The organism is Plectonema radiosum NIES-515 (assembly GCF_025753815.1).
Classification (GTDB): domain Bacteria; phylum Cyanobacteriota; class Cyanobacteriia; order Cyanobacteriales; family Nostocaceae; genus Hassallia; species Hassallia radiosum_A.
The window spans coordinates 63,309-87,491 of the sequence record NZ_JAOWRF010000211.1 but is presented as its reverse complement, the minus strand read 5'-3'; the positions used below and the strand labels follow the sequence as shown (position 1 = coordinate 87,491).

Below are 24,183 nucleotides of genomic sequence, written 5' to 3'. Positions count from 1 at the left end.
TTTTTTCTCTACGTACCAGCATTTTGATAAGTTAGTACATGAGTTGAAAATAATTACGTTGCAAAGAAGGGGTTACGTTGAGTTACCATCCAGATACCATTGCTCCCCACGGTGGACAGTTAGTGAATCGCATCGCTACCGCAGAGCAAAGAGAGGAATTTCTCTCCAAAGCTGATGTTTTGCCGCAAGTGCAACTAGATGAGCGAGCTGTTTCTGATTTAGAAATGATCGCGATCGGCGGTTTTAGCCCTCTGACGGGTTTTATGAATCAAGAGGACTACGATCGCGTTGTCAGCCAAATGCGTCTTGCCAACGGTTTGCCGTGGTCAATTCCGATTACACTGTCGGTAACAGAAGAAATTGCTTCCCCTCTTACCGAAGGCAACTTGATTCGGTTGGATAACTCCATAGGTGAGTTTATCGGGGTTTTGCAACTCACTTCAAAGTATCGCTACGACAAAAAGCGCGAAGCAATTAATGTCTACCGCACCGATGATGTCAACCATCCAGGGGTGCAAGTACTATATAAGCAAGGTTCTGTAAATCTTGCCGGCGACATCTGGCTATTGCAACGCAAACCCCATTCCCAGTTTCCCACCTACCAAATCGATCCAGCCGAATCACGAGAGATGTTCAAAGTCAATGGCTGGAAAACGATTGTTGGTTTCCAAACTCGCAACCCGATCCACCGTGCTCATGAATATATCCAAAAATGCGCTTTAGAAACAGTGGATGCTTTATTTTTGCATCCTTTGGTGGGAGCGACGAAAGATGATGACATCGCAGCTGATGTGCGGATGCGCTGTTATGAAATTTTGCTGGAACATTATTATCCGCGCGATCGCGTCACTTTAGCAATCAATCCCGCAGCAATGCGTTATGCAGGTCCACGGGAAGCGATTTTTCATGCTTTAGTCCGCAAAAACTACGGCTGTACTCACTTTATCGTCGGACGGGATCATGCTGGCGTGGGTAACTATTACGGCACATACGACGCTCAACATATCTTCGATGAGTTTGATCCTGGTGAATTAGGGATTGTGCCAATGAAGTTTGAACACGCTTTCTATTGTACCCGCACCAAGCAAATGGCGACGACGAAAACCAGTCCCAGCAAACCAGAAGAACGCATTCACTTGTCGGGAACAAAAGTACGCGAAATGCTGCGTCGAGGTGAATCACCTCCACCAGAATTCTCTCGTCCGGAAGTAGCAGCAGAGTTGACCCGGGCAATGCGCGTAGAAGATAGCTGGTATATGCACATCTAGTAAACTTAAACAAGTACAAGTTTTTCTTTACCCTACACACTTCAGCCCTTTAAGCTGATAGCTAATGTTCCTTAGACCCGAAGTGGCTCCTAGTAGGGTAGGTTGATAACTAATGATGAAGCGACGAACGTTTTTACAACGGATTGGCTTTATACTGGCGGCGTTGGGAGTGACTGAGGCTGGGTGGTTGTCCTTAAGTAATCGCTATTACCAAGCTTTGGCACAACCCAGCCCGCGGAAACTGGCATTATTGATAGGTATCAATAAATATCCCCAAAATTTAGCACTTGGTGGCTGTTTAACTGATGTCGAACTGCAAAAGGAACTTTTGATTTACCGCTTTGGCTTTCAAGAGTCAGATATTTTGACTTTGACTGATGAACAAGCGACAAGAGTTGCGATTGAAAATGCTGTTTTAAATCATCTTGTGGATGCAAAACCATCGGATGTGGTTGTCTTCCACTTTAGCGGTTATGGCAGCCGGATTAAATTAAACGCAGCAGAAGAATCCTTGGTAAACACTCTCATTCCCTTTGATGGGACTTACATATCAGAAAAGAACAAAATAGTCAATTGTTGTTTATTAGAAGAAACATTGATGTTATTGTGGCGATCGCTGAGTGCACGAGTAACAGCAATCCTCGATACGAGCTATCATGCGCCATTAATCACTCCTTCAACAGCATCGCGAATTCGCGCCTATCAAATGCCAGCAGAGGCTGAACTAGCAGCCGGAGAACTCGAATTCCAAAAACAACTTCAAAGCAAAAGTGTGGGCGATGTAACCCCACCGCTACTGCTATCTGCCACCTCTAATCCTCAAGAGTTGGCGAAGGAAATACTATTATCTGGTTTCAGCGCTGGATTATTTACCTACGCTTTGACGCAGTATTTGTGGGAAGCAACCCCAGCAACGACAATTATTCACACTTTGTCGCGGGTGGGAAATTCTATGCGCCAACTCGGTGGTAAACAGCAACCAGCATTATTAAATAGCAAAAAAAATCAATCTACATTAGTTAGCGATCTTTTTCTTAGAGAAAGCATCATTGGTGCAGAAGGGGTAGTGATAGCAACAGAAGAAGAGGGCAAAACGGCTCAAGTGTGGTTAGCCGGAATACCTCCACAAGTGCTGGAGTATTACGGAGTAAATTCGCGACTAAGTTTAGTCAGCGAGAATGCGAATATACAAATTGTATTGCGATCGCGTAACGGATTAACCGCAAAAGCGCAAATCTCCGACCTAATTGAAACTGCAACTCCTTTAAAAGTCGGGCAATTAGTCCAAGAACAAGAGCGAGTTTTACCCAAAAATATTAACTTAAGCGTTGCTCTGAGTACTAAACTAGAAAGAATTGAACGCGTAGATGCTACCAGTGGTTTTGCGACGATTTCTCACGTGTCTAGTGTAACTGCGGGAGAACAACCAGCCGATTATCTATTTGGCAAATTACCAGAAACAAAACTTTCTGATTCACCAGCATCTCCCAGTCGCTACGGTTTATTTTCTCTGACAGGCGAATTGATTCCCAACACCGCCGGCGTTGAGGGAGAAGCGGCTAAAGTCGCAGTACAACGCTTAGGGGGAAGATTGCAAACTTTGCTAGCAGCGAAATTATGGCGACTGACAGAAAACGAAGGTTCTTCTCGCTTGGCACTCAAAGCTAGTTTAGAGATAATTAGCGGTATTACACCCCGCTTTGTCATGCAACGCGAGACAGTGCGAGTGACAGGACAATTGAATCAGAAATTACTGATTCGGGAAGCCGGATATGTTCCCACCGTACCGATAGGTAGCAGGATCCAGTACCGCGTGGAAAATTTGAGCGATCGCCCGATATATTTCATGCTACTAGGATTAAATAGTAGTAGAAGTGCGATCGCATTTTACCCGACGCAAAGCAGCCAAGAACCTAATGCCGAAACCAAACCACCCCTAAAAGAAGTCGTCATCGCTCCTGGTGAAATTATCACCTTACCAAAAAGTGCCACTAATTCCGAATGGGTAATTCCCGGTTCCGCTGACGAATGCGAACACCAAATAATTTTTAGCACCGCACCCTTCACCCAAACCCTCACTGCCCTTAAATCTGCGAAATATTCCACCGCAGATAAACAACCCATTATCGAATTGTCCAAACCCTTAGAAGTAGCCCAAGCCCTTCTCCTTGACTTACACAACGCAAGCGCAGCGAGGGAGACAACCAGCCAAAGTACCGATTTTTACGCCTTAAATGTAAATAATTGGGCAAGCCTCAGCTTTATTTTTCAGGTAGTTTAATAATTAGGAGTTGTAGAGACGTTCCTGAGGAACGTCTGTACTAAAGTTAGGGGTAGAAAGTTATTGAGTACCTACAACCTGCTAACCTTAGGAATTGCAGGTGGTTTAGTTCCTTGTGCCTCAGCACTTGTGTTGTTGCGAGCGTGCGATCGCGCTCCATCACACGATTTATGGTTTAATGTTGGTCAGTGCCTTCAGTTTTGGGTTTGCAGTTCTATCCTACTTATGCTGAGAACCTCCGGCTTCCAGCCGGGGGATGAAAGCTAATTGTCTAATTTATTAGACATTTTTGATAAAATCAAAGTGCGTACATACATATAGGATGAAAAACTCCATAACAAAAAACATATTTACGCACTTAAACTTTTAAGTAGCCATACAGCTAGGACTAAACCTAGTCGAGGTGGGTAGGGCATTTTGACAGTGCCACAACAAATTGATTTGTTTACGCAATTAAATAAATCATATTGTAACGTTGCAAAGTGGTCTTTTAGACCCGTAGCAACATCGCGCGCGAATCCCCCGTGCTTCCAGCCGGGGGAGATGTCAATAACTGCAATTGGACTTGCCGTCGTTTATGCCCATCAATGGCTGGGTGATTTGCCATCGCTTCAACCGTTGCAGCGGTATGCACCAATTGTGAGTGCGATCGCGGTGATTGCAACAAGAAGCGTGTTAACTGCTTGTGCTGTAATTTAGAGTATAAAAAATATGAACATTGGTATCATTGGTTCTGGTAATATGGGTGGGGGCTTGGGCAAAATCTGGGCAAAAGCCGGACATCAAATCATCTTTTCTTATTCTAGAGATGAAAGTAAGCTCCACCAACTTGCCGCGTCCGCAGGCAAAACCGCAAAAGTTGGGACACCTGAAGTAGCGGTTGCAGAAAGCGATGTGATCGTGCTGGCAGTGTGGGCACCTAGCTTAGAGGAAGTGTTCCGTACCACAGGTTCTCTAGACGGCAAAATTATCATCACCTGTGTCAGTGCCTTGCAACCTGACTTTACGGGTCAAACGATTGGCTTGGCAACTGATTTAAAAATTTCGGTTGCTGAAACGATTCAACAACTGGCACCGAAAGCAAAGGTGGTCGAAGCGTTTAATACGACCTTTGCCGAAATCATTGCTTCAGACTCCAGACAGTTCGGCGATGACCGTCCCAGCATCTTTTACTGTGGGGATGATGCCGACGCAAAAGCGATCGTTGCAGGCTTGATTTCGGAGTGTGGGTACGACGCTATAGATGCTGGGAAACTGATAACCGCCCGCTCTTTAGAGACACTGGCAACCGCATGGGTGCAGTTTGCCGTCGCCAGTCAGCTATTCCCGAATCTTGGACTCAAAGCGTTAGGACGGTAGTGCTTTCAACGTCATAACCCTCATCAGTTCGTGTCTAAAAATACTTCTGCAACAGCAATCCTAGCTTCTGTTTTGTTGCCGTCGGCACTTTTTCCAAATTAGTCAAAATCGCATACTTCAAGGCTGAATGAGCATCAGATGACGGCGGATTTTCACTCACCCGTCGGACAGTTTCTTGAATCACCTTTTGAGCATTTACCGCATTCCGCTGTAAATTTGCAATCACCATTTCCACCGTCACACTATCGTGATCTGAGTGCCAACAATCATAATCTGTTACTAACGCCAAAGTTGCATAAGCGATTTCTGCTTCCTTTGCTAACTTCGCTTCTGGTAAATTCGTCATCCCGATTACCGTCGCACCCCAACTGCGGTAAAGATGCGATTCTGCCTTAGTTGAAAATGCTGGTCCTTCCATACACACGTAAGTACCACCGCGATGGAGATTTACATCTGGTAAATTGAGAGAAGCGATCGCATCCCCCAAAACTCCAGCTAAATTACCACAAATCGGATCGCCAAAAGCAATATGAGCGACAATTCCTTCCCCGAAGAAAGTCGAAACCCGATTTTTGGTTCGATCAATAAACTGATCCGGAACCACCATATCCAGTGGTTTAGCTTCTTCCTTCAACGAACCCACCGCACTAGCCGAAATTAAATACTCCACACCCAATTGCTTCATGGCATAGATATTCGCACGAAACGGCAACTCCGAAGGCAAAAGCGTATGATTGCGACCGTGACGCGCTAAAAAAGCTACCTGCGTCCCGGACAAAGTTCCCAAAATCAAAGCATCAGAAGGTGAACCAAACGGTGTTTCAACATGCACCTCCTCTACATCTTTAAGCGCATCCATTTTGTATAAACCGCTGCCACCAATAATCCCAATCTTCGCTTGAGCCATGATTCTTAACCTCTAGATGTAAAGGCAATGCCAAGTTATTTTACTAGGAATTGGTCATTGGTTATTAGACAAACGTCGTGGAAAACAATTATTGTGACGATTCTGTGCTACGTCTCTTGGGGTTTTGGACAACGCATATTTAATTTTCCCAGAGGTCTATTGGTCAAAAGTCAAGAGTTATTCTTCTTTTGGAAGTAAGTAGGCAAAATTAAACCTAAAATACTCTCCTACTTCGTAGTGAGCGGTTTACCGCTCAAAGCTTCGGTTTTAAGCGGTAAACCGCTTACTACGTTTAAAATTTTACTGAAATTTAGATTTGCTAGGATACAACGATTTAAATTGAGAACGAATGCTGTCAAGTGGAGCGACATCGAAAGGTAATTGAACGGTAAAAGTGCTACCTTTACCTAATTCGCTTTGTACGTTAAAGTTGCCTTGGTGTGCTTGAACGATCGCTCTTGCCATCGCTAAACCTAATCCAGAACCACCACTGCTACGAGAGCGATCGCTATTGACTCGATAGAAGCGATCAAAAATTCGCGGTATCTCTTGTTGTGCAATCCCAATACCATTATCTTCAACTTGAATCACAGCATAATTCTCACTGCGATCTAAAACAACAGTGACTTTCCCCCCAGTTGGTGTATATTGAATTGCATTCACAATTAAGTTAGAAATTAAACGATAAAGCTGATCGCAATTGCTGATAATATTTATAGGTTCATCCACTCCTATAGAAGATGTCAGCGTCACTTTGGCAGTATACGCCATTGCGGCAAATTCCTCAATTAAATCGCTGACAATTTCATTCAAGCAACATTCCTGTCGCAGCGTCGGTTGTTTATCCAAACGAGCTAACAGCAGCAAATCTGAAACTAGGGTAATCAGTCGCAAATTCTGACGCTGTAGAGTTTGTAAAATATCCCGCGCTTCTGCTTCATCTAGTTGCGGCATTAAAAGTGCTGATTCCACCGTTGCTTGTGTCGCTGCTAAAGGTGTTCGCAATTCATGTGCGGCATCCGCTGTAAACTGTTGAATCTGTCTGTAAGATTGGTAAATCGGTTGCATCGCTAATCCTGCTAACCACCAACTAGCAACAGCAACCAAACCCATTGCTAATGGCAATCCCAATGCTAAAATCAATTTTACCGCATCTAAATAACTATTAAAATCTTCCAGACTTCGCCCGACTTGGATGTATCCCCAATTGCGATTATCTTGGGTGTGCAGCACAAAAGAAATTTGGTGGTATGACTTGCCCTGGCTATCTTTGAGAGTTTGCCAAAGTTTTTTATTCAAAACAGGAGACAGTTTTTGTGCTCCCCCTGCGATCGCAATCAAGCGTCCGGAATTATCAAAAAAACGCACATAATAATAGCCTTGATTAATGGCAGTAAGAGTATGACGTTTGGGATTTGATTGTTCTTGAATGCATTTGTCTGCAACTACGCAAATATTTGGTAAAAGCTCTTCTATGACTGTTTCTATGCGTCCAGGTTGCTTTAGTTTCAGTTCAATACTATCGTGTAAAGTTCCCGCAACAGATTCTACTTCTTGGTCTAATGTTACCCAATGGGCATGAAATACTGCTTTATAGACACCAAATCCGCACAAACTTAAAATCACACCCATGACCATTGCATATGACAATGCTAAACGAATGCGGGTCAAATTAAACAGCTTATTTTGATTCATGGCGTGAGATTGAGACGATATCCTAAGCCATGCAAAGTTTCGATCAAGTTCGCACAACCACTATTAGTTAATTTGCGACGCAGCAAGCGCATTTGTGCTGCCACTACATTACTCATAGTTTCTGAACTTACTTCCCAAAGCTGATAACGAATCTGTTCACTTGTGACAATTTGATTTGGATGTTTCATAAAGTATTCTAATAGCTGAAATTCTTTATTAGTTAAGAGAATAACCTGTTTATCAGCCTGAAAATTGTGACTGACCGTACTGTTGCCGTAATCTAAAGTGAGGTTGCCAACAGAAAGTTGTTGGGGTTGAAATTGAGGCGATCGCCTTTGCAAAGCACGCAACCGCGCTAATAATTCAGCCATTCCAAATGGCTTAACCAAATAATCATCAGCACCTGCATCCAAACCAGCAACTTTATCTTCCATTGTGTCTTTTGCCGTCAACATTAACACAGGTAGAGGATTTTTATTTTGACGTAACTGTTTGCACAATTCTAAACCTGAGATTCCCGGAAGCATCCAATCGAGAATAGCTACCGTATATTGCGTCCAGCTATTATCTAAATATGCCCATGCTTCATTACCATCTAAAACCCAATCTACCAAATACTTGTGCTGGGTAAGAGTTCGCTTAATAGCAGCACCTAAATCTGGTTCATCTTCGACTAATAGCACCCTCATAAAAATTACCCATAATTAATATGTGTGAAACTGAGCTACACCTATGGTAATTTCTGCATCGCTGCCAACGATTTTAACCGATAAGTGGTAGATAGAATTCCTACTAATAGTTGGTCTTTTGACATTCTTTAGTTCAATATAAAACTTAGTATTAGGAGCAACGGCTTCGGGGAAAGCTAATAAGATTGTTCTCCCGTTGATAGAAACATTAGTGTTGATTTTATGCTCCTTTTCATCTACAACATCAATATTCTTGATGTCATTACTCAAAGTTATATTATCTGGAATATTGATAATTAGCTCGGTAAGAGCCTTGCTATTTTTCGGGACATGTATCCGGAAAGTATGTCTGACAATCTGCCAGCGTGTAAGGGGAAATTGCACGTTTCCATCAATATGGGTGACACTACCATTATTATTTCTTGCACTTGCGTAGTTAGAAGAAAGCAATAATGTAGTAATTGCTAATGCAGCAGAGTAGATTAGTGTTTTTTTCATGTTGAGTTTACCATGTATTCAAAAGATTTCTGGTTGATGAATAAATTTGTTATTACTGAATAGACATCTGTTGGAAAACAATGTAGAGACGCGAAATTTCGCGTCTCTACAAGGGTTGTGGACAACGCATAGTTCATTTTTGGAGATGTCTAATGCATCACTGACAATTTACTTGTTGAAATTAAAACGTCCATCTAATTTTTTACCGTCAACATCAGAAGTAACTTTGACTTGATATTGACCAGTGGCATTTACAGGAAGCAAAGCTGTATAATGTTTGCCTTCATTATCGTATTTCAGATTTAAACTTTTTTGAGTTCCATCAGGTAGTTGAACTTGAGCGGTTACTTTCGCGTTAGGAATTGCCTCGTGATTGTCTCCTTTTTGTAAATAAAAATCCAGATGTGTTCCATTAGCTTCTTTCTCAGGAACAAACTCTAAATGATAGGCTCCCGTCTCTACAACTTGTCCCCCATGAGATTCACCATGTCCCCCTGTTTTCGCAATAGGTGAAGAAGAAGATGGACTATTTTCTGTCTTAGCTGTTTGATTATTGTTACTACAAGCTCCTAAGAAAAGTAGTCCGACACTTCCGAGAACAATCAAGCTTGATTTTATCGATTTCATTGCTTTACTCCTACTGCAATACACTTGGTGTTAAGGATTTTTGGTAGTAATTTTAGACCTGTAGAGACGCGAAATTTCGCGTCTCTACGCTCTTAACTGAACGGTATTCACTCATACTGTGAATAATTAATAATTGAGATAAACAAGTAAAAAAATTATGAAAATGTACTTTCGACAACTTTCATGTTTTTGATTTCTTGGGAATTTGGAGAAACTAGAAACCTCGCAAATTGAGAATACAAAGCGGGAAGAACTAACAAAGTTAATGCTGTAGAGGTAAATAATCCTCCCAATACAACCACCGCTAAAGGTTGCAAAATTTCTTTACCTGCACCAGTCCCAATTACCAAAGGCATCATTCCCAAAGCTGATGTAAAAGCGGTCATTAAAATAGCAACTAATCGTTCCATTGAACCTTCAAGTAAAACTTTCTGTAAAGCCATACCAGTCGCTAACTTATGATTATAGTTATCAACTAATAGCAAACCATTGCGAGTAGCTACACCAAAAAGGGTAATAAATCCCACCATCGAAGCAACAGAAATTACACCCCCACTCAAAGCTACAGAAATGACACCACCAATTAATGCTAAAGGTAAATTAATCATAATCATCAAAGTTGCTGGAATTGATTTTACAGCAAAGTAAATTAAGATTGTGATGGCAATCAATGCTAAACTTCCAGCGAAAATTAAAGTTTGTGTGGCTTGTTCTTGCGCTTGAAATTGACCACTATATTGAATGTAATATCCAGAAGGTAATTGTACATTTTGTTTAACTTGATTTCTAATATTAGTGATAACAGAACCTAAATCTTGTCCGTTGACATTTGCTGAGACAACAATTAAACGAGAAACATTTTCGCGGTTAATTGTATTCGGACCAGTACCATAGTCAACTTGTGCAACTTGAGCTAAGGGAATTTTTTGATTGTTGGGGACATCAATTAACAAGTTGCTGATAATTTGTAAATTTTGGCGATCGCTCTCGTTTAACCAAACAACCAAATCAAACACTTGCTGCTGTTCTAAGACTTGAGAAACTACTCTTCCATTGAGAGCAGTTTCAATAATTTCAGCTAAATCACCAACAGCCAAACCATAACGAGAAGCAGCAAGTCGGTCAAACTTAATTTGTACTTGTTTGATAGGAACTTGGGGTTCTAATTGCAAATCTACAACTCCAGGAATGTTGCTCATCACCGATTCAACTTGCTTCCCAATAATGCGGAGTTGTTCTAAGTCGGAACCGAAGATTTTGACAGCGATCGCACTCCTTACTCCTGACAACACTTCATCCAATCTATGAGAAATAAAACCACCTATATTTGCCGCTACACCCGGTATTTTCGCAAATTCTTGCCGTAGCGTTTCAATACTTGCTTTCCTGTCTTTTATTCCCAACTGACTCAACTCTACATCTAGTTCCCCAAAGTTGACACCACCGACATCACTATCACCAGGAGCACGTCCGGAACGTAACTGTAAGGCTGCAAATCGTTTATCATTCTTCAAAGCATCTTGAATCGCTAAATCTGCTGTATTAGTTGCTTCTAAAGATTGTCCTGGATAAAGAGAAGTAGAGATGACAAGTGAACTTTCTTGAAACTCTGGTAAAAATACTCGTCCCAAGGATGGCAAAATCAACATTGAAGCGATAAAACTAGCCGTAGCAGCAATTAAGATAATCTGCGGACGACGAATAGAAAACATTAAAGCTGGACGATATATTTTATGTGAAAATCGCGCTAACCAAGTTTCATCATTTGGTAAACGACGATTTACCAACAACAGCGCACACAGCGCAGGAGTCAGCGTTAGTGCGACCAAAGTTGAAGCTACAATTGAAAGCAAATAAGATACACCCATCGGCGTAAAAATACGACCTTCCACACCCGAAAGAGCAAAAATTGGTGCAAAGACAACAGCAATAATTACTGTTGAAAAAAGTACGCTAACCCGCACCTCAACTGACCCATTAAATACAACTTGTAATGGATTAATTGGTGTTTTTGCTTGCTGATTTTCTCGTAACCGACGGTAGACATTTTCCATATCCACAATTGCATCATCTACCACCGAACCAATAGCAACAGCTAATCCACCCAAGGTCATCGTATTAATACCTTGTCCCGTCCAATTTAAAATTATCATCCCTAAAAGTAGAGATAGAGGAATTGCGCTCAGACTAATAATAACTGTCCGCCAATTCATCAAAAACAAAATCAAAACAACAGAGACAATAATAATGCCATCACGCAGCGAATCTTCTACATTTTTCAGCGAAGCTTCAATAAAACTTTCTTGACGAAAGGTAACAGTAACTTTGACATCTTTAGGCAAGCCACCTTTAATTTCTGACATTGCCGTTTCAACTGCGCGGGTAACAGTTGGCGTGTCAGCTTGAGGTTGTTTATTAACTACCACAACAATCGCTTTCTTGCCATTTAAAGTTGCATCACCGCGTTTAAGTTCCGCACCAATTTTCACATCAGCAACTTGACCTAGTAGCACTGGTGTGCCATTTCGAGCAGTAATTGCTGATTGCTTCAATTCGTCAATAGACTCAATTCGCCCAATTGCCCTAACTAAAAGTTCTTGGTCTGGATTGATTAAAAATCCCCCAGGAGCATTCACGTTTGCTTTTTCGGTAGCTTCAGTAACTTCTTTTAAAGATACATTAAAGGCTTTTAATTTATTTGGATCTGCGAGAACTTGATATTGACGGACATCTCCACCAAATATGACGATTTGACTAACACCTGGAACCGCTAAAAGTCTATTTTTAACTTGCCAGTCAATAATCCGACGCACTTCCATTAAAGAAGTAGTTTCCGAGGTAAAAGCGTATTTAATAACAGCACCCAAAGGAGAACTAGTAGGAGAAATTTGTGGCGATTCTACTCCTTTCGGTAGTTGACTTTGAGCTTGTTGCAATCGTTCAGTTACTAATTGACGAGCCAGAATAATTTCTGTATTCCAGTTAAAAATAACTTTGACAACAGATATCCCCACCGCAGAAGAGGAACGCACCGTTTCCACACCGGGAGTACCGTTGATCGCACTTTCTATCGGTCGAGTGACGAGAGATTCGACTTCCTCTGGTGCGAGTCCTGGTGCTTCAGTTTGAATTTCTACTTGTGGGGGTGCAAAATTAGGAAAAACGTCTAGTGGCATTTGTGTGAGAACGCGAAATCCCCACAGACTGATGATAATCGAAGCGATGACGACTAGCCACCGTTGAGCGATCGCCCACTTCACAATTGAATTAAGCATCTTGACTTAATTTTTTAACTTTCGATTGCAAAACGTGATGATTATCATCCCAAGTGTTTTGTGACGTTACATCATCAAGTTCTTTTCTGCCCTTACTCAACGAAAATCTCCCAGCTACAAAAGCTACACTCGCTAACGCAGCACCTCCCCCAACTCCAATTAGCCATAGCGGTATTGGTAAGTTGGGCATTTTGACTTGCGTTGGTTGTGCGATCGCTTCCTTGTCTTCATGTTCTTGCGACTTGCTACCCCCCCGCAAAGACTGTGCGTAAAGTTGAGTAGCACGCTGGGTAACTATTGAATCTCCCTCAAATAAACCAGTCTTCACCTCAACCATATCCCCAGAGGTTTGACCTAAAGTAACTTCAACTGCTTGATAAGCATCACCATTCTGCACGTAAACTTGTTTTTTATTATTGGCTTCAACAACAGCCGAGTTGGGAATAGCCAAGATCGCTGTCGATGTTTTGTCAGTTAAAACTTCAAGTTCTGCAAACATCCCTGGTTTGAGAACTCCACTGAAGTTAACTATTTCCGCTTTTACAGGTACTGTCCGCGTTTCCCCTTCTACCACTGACCCAACTACAGCAATTTTACCAGTGAAAGTACGGTCAGGTAATGAAGCAACTTTGACATTTACTGCTTGACCTGTCTTTACTTTATTTAAATCTTTTTCATAAATATTTGCAGTGGCATAAACTCGACTGTCATTGACAATCGTCATCAACTTGCCCCCCGCATCCTGGAAAGATTGACCTATAGTAACTTCCCTATCGGCAACCTTACCAGAAATCGGAGCCGTCACCGTCACCAGTCCTTTGTCATTGGCACGGTTTCCCAATTGTTGCAGCCGAGTTGTATACGTCTTATTACTGAGTTTAATTTTCGATTTAGCTACTTCCACGGCGGCAGAAGCACGTTGTAATTGATTTTCTGCCTCAATTACATCTCGCCGGCTGGAAGCTTTGGTGAGGTCAGCTTTAGCTGATGCTAGCTGAGTTTGAGATTCCAAAGCATTGCGTCTTGGCAAAGCCCCAGCATCAGCTAACTGCTTATCTTTGTTATATTTCTCTTGAGCAAATGATACTTGACTTTGTGTTTGGGCGATTTCCGCAGCAGCTATTTGTTGATATCGCTCGTAGTTTTGCTCTGCTAGCTTTAAGTCAGCTTGGCTGAAGCGCAAGTCAGCTTGACCTTGAGCAAGTTTTTCTTGAGATTCTACACGCAGCGTCACCAAGTCAGGACTAGTTAAAACGGCTACAGGTTGATTTTGTTTGACTGTTGCCCCAGGTTCCACCAACAACTCAACCACTTTCGCCCCAGAAATCGGCGTAGTTACTTCTACTTTTTGACTGGGTAGAGTTTCAATCTGTCCGGTGGTTTTAATGCCTACAGCTAGCTTCTGGCGCTTAACTGGCTCGATTTTAATTCCTATACGTTGAGCAGTTTGGGCATCAACTTGAATCGAGCCAGTAGATTGAGTAGCTTCACTTTCTTGATTAAATTCATCACCGTGTCCCCCGTGTGCCAAAACTGCTGCGGGACTAGCCAGCAAAAAAAGGCTTAAGATTGTGCCAGAACTAGTGCGAATTGCGATCGCTGTTTGGGAACGCAGATTAGGCATGGCGATTCAATAATCCTTGAGTACTGGATTTCATCAGCTATGTGGAGCGCTTCCGTAAGTGTTGGAATTGCGCTTATCTGTCAGGTTTTTTTGGGCGGTTTGTCAATAAATGTCAAGTTTTGTCCAGTAAATAGTTTACTAGAAGATAACTCCCAGTCTGGCATTGAGAAATGAAATCAGGATGAAATCAAGCTTACTTGTTGTACCAAGTTTTTTGCCATTGCTTCATTTGGTTAATTTCCGCATTTTGTGATTTAATAATCTCTTGGGAGAGTTTCTTAATCTCCGGACGTTGAGAGTTTTTCAACGCATCTTGTGCCATTGTTACAGCACCTTCATGGTGAGGAATCATTGCATTGATAAAGCGCAAGTCAAAATCTTTATCAGCCGCACCCAAGTCCATGTTCATCATCATGCCTTTCTTTTGGTCAGATGACATCTCCATCATCTGACCCATTTTAGAGTCATAAGCCATTAGTTTATCCCCAGCCTTGGGATACCAAGCTGTTCTCCATTGCTTCATCTGAGTAATTTCTTTGTTTTGCGCTTTGATGATTTCGTCTGCTAGCTTTTTGATTTCCGGACGTTTTGATTTCTGCTGTGCTTCCTGAGCCATTTCTATGGCTCCTTGATGGTGCGGTTTCATCCCGTCGATGAACCGCAAATCGTAGTTAGCATCCCTTGGACCCAAATCCATTGCCATACTGTGATTCATCCCACTTCCGTGCATCTGCTGCTTGTCGCTAGCATTGGTAGTGGTAGCGTTTGGTGTTTGAGCCTGTTTTTGGTCAGCACTACAAGCTGCAAGTAACCCGCTAGTTGAGGCGATCGCACTCAAGGTTAACGCCAAAAACCTATTTCTCAAAGACACGAGTTGCATAACTTTCTTCATCTGATTTCCTGATTCCATTGTCAGCTCTCCACTCGGCTAGAGAGTCAACAGGATTGCAAAAAATTTACAAAAAGCGAATTTTCTTTCAGATAAATATGCATCTGATATATGTCTGGTAAATTACACATATTGTAGAGACGTTCCACTCTTTACGTCTCTACGACGGTTGCAACTTGTTAATTATTTTTCTGAGCATTCCCAACCACACCTAAAACACTCATTCGCGAAAGTTTCAAGTTATCCAAAGCTCGCTTGAGAACAGAACTGTCTGTTTTGTCCATCCTTACCACAAGCAAAATTCCATTAGTATGAGGTGCTATCAGGCTAGCATCAGCTAGTCCAACTAATATAGGAGCGTCATATATCACCAAGTCAAAGGTGTTGTGAAATTCTTCCATCAGTCGCTTCATCTTTTCCGAGGAGAGCAACTTGGTGGGATCGGGTGGTATCGGTCCAGAAGTAATTACAGATAATTCTTTCATCGAAGGTACTTTCCGAATCACCTCCCCCACTGGCAAGTTTGTCGAAATTAAATTACTCAATCCCCATAGATTATTTAAATTTGATAAAGTGTGAATCGTGGGCTGTCGCAGATCGGCATCTACAAGTAGTACTCGTTGTCCCATTGCTGTAGCTATTTGAGCTAAATGAAATGCAACTGTAGACTTACCGTCACCAGACATAGCTGAACTAATAATTATCGAGCGAATTGGGCGATCGGAACTGAGCAGTTGAATATTCGTACAAAGTACCCGTAAAGCTTCTAAAAATTTTCCGGAATAATTGCTATATTTATGGTCGGGTATTACGACTAACCCAGGAACACTCTGACGTAGCGAATCTGCTACTCTTACTATAGGAATGTTTTGTTTATTTGTGCCATGTTGACTATTTTGGATCTGCTTTTCAAATGGAATAGTTCCTAACAACGGCACTTTGATTTTCTCTTTCAGAGCAAGAGCGGTATGATAAGTATTATCCAGCTTTTCAATTAGTATGGCGATGCCAATTCCTATGGCTAGACTCGCCAAAAATCCTGTAATTAAACTACGTTTTATATCCTCAGATATAGGAGCTTCAGGTTTAGTTGGGGGTTGAATTAACTGCCAAGGCAGTTCTGTCTGAGCCACCTGAATTTGCAGTGTTTCGCGAGTAGTCAGAAAACGATTCAAGCTTTCAGTTGCAACCTGCAAATTTCGCTGCATTTCTGTATATTGCCGTGCCAAGACTGGCAATTGCTTGCGTCTTTGTTCGAGTTTCTGTTCGGCTTTGGCAAGCTCTTGGCTCTGCACTTCTAAACTTTGAACTTGAGTCGCTACTTCTGCAACTTTTACATCCAAAAATCGCCGTGCTTCTTGGCTTAACAAGGGCAGCAGGTTATTCCGTTTATCCTTTAATGTTCGGATGCTTGGGCTATTTTCCTGGAAACGAGCTGACTCCGCAGCAATCTGAGTTTCTAATTGCCCCACCTGAACAATTAACTGCTGATACACAGTAGCATTATTCAGCGCTGCCAGTTTTCCTTCTTGTCCCTGTAAGCCAGCTAAATTAGCACGAGCTTGTGCTAATTGCTGATTAACTGCTAATCGTTGCCCAGATAAATTATTGACTTGAGTAGCAATTTGCTGTGCCTGGGTGTCTGGCTCGATAAAGTCGTATTTTTGCCGGAAAATTTGCAAATCCTTTTGAATTTCATCAACTCGTTTCTGTAAGGATGGTAGTTGTGTTTCAACAAACTTAATCCCATTATTTAACTTCGTTTGACGCTTTTCCTTGCTGTAATTTGAGTAATTTATCGCAATTGTGTCTAGGACTTTTTTAATCTTATTTGCATCGCTACTTCGATAGCGAACTTCTATAATTTTGGTTTCACCTAAGCGAGTAATAGTTAGATAATTTGCCAAAGAGCTATAATTTATTTCTGGATAGAAATGTTGCAACTCCTTAACAATGTCTCCGATCAGTTTAGGACTCTTAAGAACCTGTATTTGACTTTCGTAATCTAGGCTAGACTTGTCTACGTTAGCCTCTTTGACAACATCCACCACTTTGCTGTCATCATTAAGAGGTTCTACTAATAGCCGAAAATTGCCTTCATATTCTGGTTTTTGTCTTAGTGACGAACTGACAACAGCTATCATTACAAGCACGGCTACCCCTGCAATGATAAGCGATCGCCGCCGTAAAATACCCAGAAAATCACGAAAATTCCAATCATCCCCTAGTCCTTCCGACTCCGTAAAAGGTTGAGCCTGAAGAAATGGAGAGCTTAAGTTCTTATTTTGATCAGAACTTGAGGCTTGAGAAGATTTATTCTCCATCATTGATGAATACTTGCTAACAAGTCAAAAAAGATTTTTATAAAAGTTTTTCGCAATCATAATTTAACTATACCAAAAATCTTAATTTAGATGCAGTGACTATGGTATAAGTTACTGCAAGCTTACGACTTACAAATTTATTCTTATCCTTACATAACACATATTATGACATGAATTACTAGATTTTCTTTATGACTTTTATTAAGTTTCCGATTAAAAGTATAAGTTTAATGAACCTATCCCATTAATATGAAAATGTGGTAATGTGTTGTGCTGTTATCAGGCTGCATCACTAGCTGGACGTTTTGAAGGACTGAGTGACGAAGAAATGAAAGTTGTTTGAAGATATATTTTCGGAGGAGGCACGTCTTAGGTGTAAAGGAATGCCTCATGCACCATATCATCGTGTATTAAATAGTCTGTTGTACATTCTGATTACTATCTTGTCGATGGTGCTACTTAGCGCATGGTGATATGTGGGCATCGAAAAGCTCATCTGATCGAAAGTCAAATTAAAAACCTTGAAATAAACGCGGTAGATATTCGTTACGACTTAAAGTATTGACTGCCGATAAGGGGTATGACTCGAAACAAAAACGTGCGAGTCTAGGTAAACGAGGGATTCGACCCCAAATACCATTCATAGTTTGGAAAACTAAGAAAATATATTGGTAGACCAATCAAAATATCTATCACTTGATACCAGCAATAACCTTGTTTTGCTTGGTATCAATGTAAATACTGTCTGTACGACCGTGAACGTCTAAAAGTATATTTAAATGCATTTCTTGATCTTCCTACTATTCATATTTGGATTCAAAGAGTTTTATCAATGGGATAGATTCTAAACATTTGAAAAACGCATAATTTTTTTAGGTAAAGTTATTTAAGCTATTTCCGTAAAAAAATATACATTAAATAGTTGTGGATGACAATTTATCTGACATATTAAATAGTAGAAAATTAAGATCATATTCCTACTATCAATGAAAATAAATTTTATGTAATGCTACTTAGTAACAAGTATCCTTTAAATTTGGGCTATTCATAATTTATACGGAAATAATTGTTAATGTGATTAAGATGGTGTAAAAAAAAAGTCTATTTATATAAATTTTTGATGAAGTGTCTAAGCAAATTTGAAACATGGTATTCTAGTTAGAAATTACATCGAGTGAAAAAAAAGAAACATTGTTTTCCAGACAACAACTAGATGTAATAAAATAAAAATACCTGCAAGACTAATAATTGTAAAATGATTACAATCTCATTTATTCTAGGTGTGCTCGGAGTTTTTAACCAAAAAGCAGTTTAGAGTGACGGCTACCATCTTAATAGTCCTCTTTGGAAGTCGAGAAAAGTTCCCTAGCAGCCCAAAGAGCGACTTACCTAAGCTTCTACGCTTTCGGTAGTAGACAACTGCATGTTCTTAATTAGATTTATTATTGTGTTGTGTGTTCTGATGTGTGTTTCATGTGTTGTTCTGTCCAAAATAGGTGCGTATTATCAAGTTAAATGATGTAGAGGTTATGTAAATAAGCTTTATACCAAGAAAGTTTGCAAATACGATGTCGTCCCTGAGCTTCAGGAAACTTTTGTACAGTTGACTAATACATCGCAATCGAGACCTAATCAGTCTAGCTTCGTATTAATCGCTTGCATTATGAGGTCGGCTTGCCGTTACCTTCCTAAATCTTAGGATTTTACCCATTAAATAGCACTCGTACATAGCCTGAAGCAAGTTGTACGCAGTTATAAACACAGGCAAATTTCTCATGTCAATTAATGGCTTGAGCATTTAAGTGACGTTTCAAATCAAGGTTTAGGATGTAGCCGATGAGACTTAATGAATGGATTAATATCAAATTATTGAAATCCATATCTTCAGAGTTAGATAGTAAGAATCAACATTCTCTAAAAACTCCAGAGTCGCTCAAATTGTCTGTAATCACTCAGTTTTTTCCCCCAGACTATGCGGCTACAGGACAGTTGATTGAGGAACTTGTGAGACATTTAGGGTATCTTGGGATAGATATTGAAGTTTTTACAAGTCAACCAGGATATGCGTTCCGGACTTCGATTGCTCCAGCAGTTGAACGAATAGGTCGAGTGCGAATTCAGCGATCGCGCACTGCTCAACTGTGGCCTGGACGAATTCGCGGCAAAGCCGTCAATGGTGTTTTGTATACGTTGCGGGCAGCGCTGCATCTATTTAGAGCTAGACATCGCAACAACGTGTTATTGGTGACAACAGCTCCGCCATTTTTGCCACTTGTGGGATATCTGGCTTATTTGTTGTTTAAAATTCCCTATATCTGCATCCTTTATGACCTTTATCCCGATATTGCCATCGCTCTGGGAGTAATTCCTAAGCATCACTGGCTAGCGCGATTATGGCAAGCCCTGAATAAAAAGATTTGGCGCAATGCTAAGGGGATCATCGTTCTGAGTCCAGCAATGAAACTCCAGGTAGCGGCAAATTGTTCGCAGATAGCCGATAAGATTTCTGTGATTCACAGTTGGGCAGACCCTGACTCGATTGTGCCAATTGCCAAGCAAGAAAACTGGTTTGCTTGGAAGTACAACCTAGTTAATAAGTTTACCGTGCTTTACTCTGGTAATCTGGGTCGGTGTCATGACATGGATACCATCCTAGAAGCGGCAAAGCAACTTAAAGATGAGCCAATTCAGTTTGTCTGTATTGGTGGTGGAGCAAAACGCGATGAGTTGATTTCGCAAGTGAATCAATTAGGGTTGAGCAATTTTATGTTTCTACCCTATCAAGACAAACAGGTGTTGCCCTACTCACTAACAGCTTGCGATCTGTCCCTAGTAAGTGTGGATGAGTGTACAGAAAATTTAGTCACCCCAAGCAAGCTTTACTCAGCTTTAGCATCGGGAAGACCGATAGGAGTGATTTGCTCTTCTTATTCATACCTGAGACAACTCATAGCTGAAGCCGACTGTGGTAGCACCTTTGAGAATGGAGACAGTAATGGTCTGGCTCAATTTATTCGCTTGCTCAGTCGCGATCGCCAACTAGGAGAACGCATGGGTAAAGCCGGACGTCAATATTTGCGATCGCATTTCACACCGAAAATTATCTCCAAACAATACTTAGATGTTTTGGCAAGAGCAATATTGTCTGAAGACGTGAGAACCGTATCTCAAAGCCGTGGAGAGTAAGTTGTTTAGGATATTTGGTAGTCACAAGAAATCTTCATCTTGGGAACATAAAGATTTACATTACTCTTGTTACCCAATCAAAATATCCTTCCAATGGTAAGTAATATAAATTACTATGTATTCATCAATTACTTACCATCAAAAATAAGATGGGGAACTGGCTCCAGAAAAGGTGAAAATGGTTGTATTTTCTAGCTATCAACTTAGATATTGGATGATGAAATATGATGAACAGATAAAGTTTCATAAAAGTTATGAGCAGATAGTAACAGCAATTGCAATTGCTTGTCCTGCCAGCATGAATGGTTGGTTTGGCGAAATTTTGCTTTCTCAACGGCTGCTATAAACATGAAAATTGCTTCACTTGATTTTAATATTTAATTTAATTAAGAGTTAAATTTGTTATCGAAAAAGAGTGTAAGATATTACATATATAGATTGAGTAAATAAGTTCTGCTTCAGAACAAAACTCGGCTAGATTTTGTGTTTGTTAAATCGTGAGCGATAACTTGATTGAGATTATTCTCAATTGATGCCGACACTGGAAACTTTGGAGGCGATCGCGTACTCGAAAATTGAATAGTAAGTTATGAAATTAGGAGTTGGGCTTTGATGGTCTCTTTGATCTCAGTCCCTCCAACGTAACCTTCCTTTTGTATTTTTTTATTGGTATTGGGAGGTCGAAATTGCAGAGAAGGTGTGATCGAAATCGGAAACGTTCAAAACGACGGGCTATATATTGTCCAGTTCATAACTGCTATCTCGATAGCATGAGTCAAAAATATCAGTTGTTTGCCGATCAACCAGGGCAGTTGCAGCAACGCGGTATGAGCCGACGGAATGCATTGATGCTGGTAAAGTCCCAAACCGCAGTTACCATAGAGGGAGAATGGTTAGAAGCTTTGTGGTGTCAAGAATGCCAAGACACAAAATGGTATCACGTTCGCAAGTTAGATGAGCGCACCTATGAACTTTCAGCAGCACCACGGGAGCTTTGGCAACAGGTAGCAGGAGTAGTCGATCCCCAAGGCAACCCTTCTGTAGGAGAATTCACTCGCAGGCATTCACGGCTAGTTGGTTGTAACAACATCAAAGATTTTAAATTTGTCAGTTAAGCATCAATTTATGAATAATCAAGAGATCGGCTCCAACCACGAGTTAGTGATTGAAGCCGGACGCACCGAGCGGCAATATTGGAAAGACCTGTGGCGCTATCGGGAACTGTTCTATTTTCTTGCTTGGCGTGACATTTTGGTGCGTTACAAGCAAACAGCGATCGGCATGGCTTGGGCATTGATCCGACCATTCTTGACAATGGTGGTGTTCACCGTGGTCTTTGGAAATATTGCCAAATTACCATCGCAGGGAGTACCGTATCCAATTTTGGTATTTGCTGCCATGCTACCTTGGCAGTTTTTTTCTACTGCGTTGAGTGAGTGCAGCAACAGTTTAATTAGCAATGCCAACTTGATTTCTAAAGTTTACTTTCCGCGTCTGATTGTGCCCATCAGTGCAGTGATTGTCAGCTTTGTAGACTTCATGGTTTCCGGCATGATTCTGTTGGGGCTGATGGCTTGGTATAACTTTGTTCCGAGTTGGCGCATACTTACACTACCGTTATTCATCGGCATTGGCTTTGCCGCATCAATCGGAGTCGGTTTGTGGTTGGCTGCCTTAAATGTAGAATACCGAGATTTTCGCTATATTGTGCCGTTTATTGTCCAATTTGGCTTATATATATCGCCCGTAGGTTTTACTAGCAGCCTTGTTCCAGAGCAATGGCGTTTGCTTTATTCTTTAAACCCAATGGTGGGTGTAATTGATGGCTTTCGCTGGGCTATTTTAGGTGGTGAGTCAAAACTTTACTTGCCTGGATTCATGTTATCTGTGGGACTAGTTGTATTTTTACTGATAACTGGCATTTGGTATTTCCGCAAAATGGAACGGACATTTGCTGACGTAATTTAGGTAGGAATTGAAAAATGCACCAATCTCAGGTTAGAAGTTTGGGGCTACACAAACCAAGTCTGCCTGGGTGGACTACAAATCTTAAGGGTTTTAGAACCTGGATCGGCAGGGTTTGTACGCACAACGCGACACCCTTATAGCGTGTTGAAGATTTGCGATATTCCCATCGATCAAGAATTCCAAATTAAATAGTAAAACTTCAAATTTCTTCAGCGAGTAAACTAAAATTACTCGCTAGCTGAGTTGAAAATCGTTTTTTTGGAGTAAATCAGGATGCTTTTAAAAGAACTCAAAGATAAAATCGAAAATCAAGAAGCAAAAATTGGAATTATTGGTTTGGGATATGTAGGATTGCCAATTTTAACAGCTTTTGCTAAAAAAGGTTTTTCAGTATTAGGATTTGATGTAGATCACCAGAAAATTAATCAAATTCAAGCTGGGGAATCATATATAAAACATATTGCTTCAGAAGATTTAAAAAATAACTTAATTGATGTCACCAGCGATATGAGTCGTTTGGGGGAAGTTGATGCGATCGTCATTTGTGTTCCGACTCCTTTAAGTATACATAGAGAACCAGATTTAAGTTATGTTGTCGATACAAGTTATGCGATCGCTCGTTTCTTAAAAATAGGACAGTTGATTATTTTAGAAAGTACAACTTACCCAGGTACAACCAAAGAAGTAGTGCTACCGATACTTTCTCGCAGCGGGTTTATAGTAGGTGAAGATTTTTCACTCGCTTACTCTCCCGAACGCGAAGATCCGGGAAATGAAAATTACTCTTTAGTTAATGTCCCAAAAGTAGTAGGTGGAATCACAACTTTATGCCGCGATTTAGCTGAAACTCTCTACAATCAAATAATTGCCACAACTGTTCCTGTATCATCAACTGAAACCGCAGAAGCAACTAAAATTCTCGAAAATATTTACCGCGCAGTCAATATTGCATTGGTAAATGAATTAAAGATTTTGTTTCAAAAAATGGATATAGATATCTGGGAAGTGATTGAAGCCGCAAAAACAAAACCCTTTGGGTTCCATGCTTTTTATCCAGGTCCAGGATGGGGTGGACATTGTATTCCTATAGATCCATTTTATTTAACATGGAAAGCCAGAGAATATGATGTTTCTTTACGATTTATTGAATTGGCAGGTGAAGTGAACACTTTAATGCCTAACTATGTAGTCGATAAGTTAGTTGCAGCACTGAATAATCACGGCAAACCTTTGAAAAACTCTCGAATTCTAATTTTAGGAGTAGCTTATAAGAAAAATGTTGACGACCAGCGCGAAAGTCCTTCTTTGAAAATAATTCAGCTTTTACAAAGGCAAGGAGCACATATAGAATATCACGATCCTTATGCCCCGACGTGTTGCAATCATCGTCATTATCCAGAAATAAACTTACAATCTGTATCTTTAACCCAAGAAAATTTGCAGAAGTTTGATGCCGTTATCATTATCACCGATCATGATAATGTCGATTATGATTTGGTAGCTGAATATTCATCCTTAATTGTTGATACCCGCAACGTTTTAGCAACAAAAGGTTTAAAAACAGAAAATACGGTTGTTGCTTGAGTGCGAAAT

The 24,183-nt window shown here is 40.8% G+C and carries 19 protein-coding genes; 10 read left to right on the top strand and 9 right to left on the bottom strand.

The genetic code is table 11. The annotated features are described in order from the left end of the window. Positions 1-77: 77 nt before the first annotated feature. From sat to OGM63_RS14290, 5 genes are all read left to right on the top strand, one after another. Positions 78-1,268, top strand: a complete 1,191-nt coding sequence (sat, locus tag OGM63_RS14310; RefSeq protein ID WP_263746253.1) for a sulfate adenylyltransferase — start codon at positions 78-80, stop codon at positions 1,266-1,268. 112 nt (positions 1,269-1,380) lie between these two features. After that, entirely contained in the window at positions 1,381-3,549 is a 2,169-nt protein-coding gene (locus OGM63_RS14305) for a caspase family protein (protein ID WP_263746252.1), read from the top strand. Positions 3,550-3,612: 63 nt separating this feature from the next. Next, entirely contained in the window at positions 3,613-3,816 is a 204-nt protein-coding gene (locus OGM63_RS14300) for a hypothetical protein (RefSeq protein WP_263746251.1), read from the top strand. 276 nt (positions 3,817-4,092) lie between these two features. Then, positions 4,093-4,248: a hypothetical protein gene (locus tag OGM63_RS14295; protein WP_263746250.1), complete on the top strand. Its 156-nt coding sequence runs from the start codon at positions 4,093-4,095 to the stop codon at positions 4,246-4,248. A 12-nt stretch (positions 4,249-4,260) separates the two neighbouring features. After that, positions 4,261-4,908: an NADPH-dependent F420 reductase gene (locus OGM63_RS14290; protein ID WP_263746249.1), complete on the top strand. Its 648-nt coding sequence runs from the start codon at positions 4,261-4,263 to the stop codon at positions 4,906-4,908. A gap of 34 nt (positions 4,909-4,942) precedes the next feature. Here the strand turns inward: OGM63_RS14290 and OGM63_RS14285 are convergent, their stop codons facing one another. The 9 genes from OGM63_RS14285 to OGM63_RS14245 all read right to left on the bottom strand — a co-directional run bounded on the left by OGM63_RS14285 (position 4,943) and on the right by OGM63_RS14245 (position 17,439). Beyond that, on the bottom strand, positions 4,943-5,815 hold the full coding sequence (locus tag OGM63_RS14285; RefSeq protein ID WP_263746248.1) for an S-methyl-5'-thioadenosine phosphorylase: 873 nt from the start codon (positions 5,813-5,815) through the stop codon (positions 4,943-4,945). A gap of 300 nt (positions 5,816-6,115) precedes the next feature. Then, a complete protein-coding gene (rppB, locus tag OGM63_RS14280) occupies positions 6,116-7,510 on the bottom strand; it encodes a two-component system sensor histidine kinase RppB (RefSeq protein ID WP_263746247.1) in 1,395 nt (464 codons plus the stop codon). Continuing rightward, on the bottom strand, positions 7,507-8,199 hold the full coding sequence (gene rppA, locus OGM63_RS14275) for a two-component system response regulator RppA (protein WP_263746246.1): 693 nt from the start codon (positions 8,197-8,199) through the stop codon (positions 7,507-7,509). The genes rppB and rppA overlap by 4 nt, the downstream gene beginning before the upstream one ends. Positions 8,200-8,214: 15 nt before the next feature. After that, positions 8,215-8,697, bottom strand: coding sequence for a DUF2808 domain-containing protein (locus tag OGM63_RS14270; RefSeq protein WP_263746245.1), 483 nt, complete (start codon positions 8,695-8,697; stop codon positions 8,215-8,217). Between the two features lie 168 nt (positions 8,698-8,865). Then, the gene (locus OGM63_RS14265) at positions 8,866-9,324 is read right to left on the bottom strand and encodes a hypothetical protein (protein WP_263746244.1); all 459 of its coding nucleotides are present in this window, start codon (positions 9,322-9,324) and stop codon (positions 8,866-8,868) included. A gap of 155 nt (positions 9,325-9,479) precedes the next feature. Further along, the gene (locus OGM63_RS14260) at positions 9,480-12,599 is read right to left on the bottom strand and encodes an efflux RND transporter permease subunit (protein ID WP_263746243.1); all 3,120 of its coding nucleotides are present in this window, start codon (positions 12,597-12,599) and stop codon (positions 9,480-9,482) included. Beyond that, entirely contained in the window at positions 12,592-14,223 is a 1,632-nt protein-coding gene (locus tag OGM63_RS14255) for an efflux RND transporter periplasmic adaptor subunit (protein ID WP_263746242.1), read from the bottom strand. Before OGM63_RS14255 ends, OGM63_RS14260 begins: the two co-directional genes overlap by 8 nt. Positions 14,224-14,416: 193 nt before the next feature. Then, a complete protein-coding gene (locus OGM63_RS14250) occupies positions 14,417-15,133 on the bottom strand; it encodes a DUF305 domain-containing protein (RefSeq protein WP_263746241.1) in 717 nt (238 codons plus the stop codon). Positions 15,134-15,291: 158 nt separating this feature from the next. Next, a complete protein-coding gene (locus tag OGM63_RS14245) occupies positions 15,292-17,439 on the bottom strand; it encodes a GumC family protein (protein WP_263746239.1) in 2,148 nt (715 codons plus the stop codon). A gap of 1,833 nt (positions 17,440-19,272) precedes the next feature. Between OGM63_RS14245 and OGM63_RS14240 the strand changes: the two genes are divergently transcribed. The 5 genes from OGM63_RS14240 to OGM63_RS14220 all read left to right on the top strand — a co-directional run bounded on the left by OGM63_RS14240 (position 19,273) and on the right by OGM63_RS14220 (position 24,174). Further along, a complete protein-coding gene (locus OGM63_RS14240; protein WP_263746238.1) occupies positions 19,273-20,622 on the top strand; it encodes a glycosyltransferase family 4 protein in 1,350 nt (449 codons plus the stop codon). A gap of 178 nt (positions 20,623-20,800) precedes the next feature. Further along, complete coding sequence (locus OGM63_RS14235; RefSeq protein WP_263746237.1) at positions 20,801-20,968, top strand: hypothetical protein; 168 nt, start codon at positions 20,801-20,803, stop codon at positions 20,966-20,968. Positions 20,969-21,392: 424 nt separating this feature from the next. Next, positions 21,393-21,737, top strand: a complete 345-nt coding sequence (locus OGM63_RS14230; RefSeq protein WP_263746236.1) for a hypothetical protein — start codon at positions 21,393-21,395, stop codon at positions 21,735-21,737. A gap of 10 nt (positions 21,738-21,747) precedes the next feature. Beyond that, entirely contained in the window at positions 21,748-22,590 is an 843-nt protein-coding gene (locus OGM63_RS14225) for an ABC transporter permease (protein WP_263746235.1), read from the top strand. Positions 22,591-22,863: 273 nt separating this feature from the next. Beyond that, positions 22,864-24,174, top strand: a complete 1,311-nt coding sequence (locus OGM63_RS14220; RefSeq protein WP_263746234.1) for a nucleotide sugar dehydrogenase — start codon at positions 22,864-22,866, stop codon at positions 24,172-24,174. Positions 24,175-24,183 lie beyond the last annotated feature (9 nt).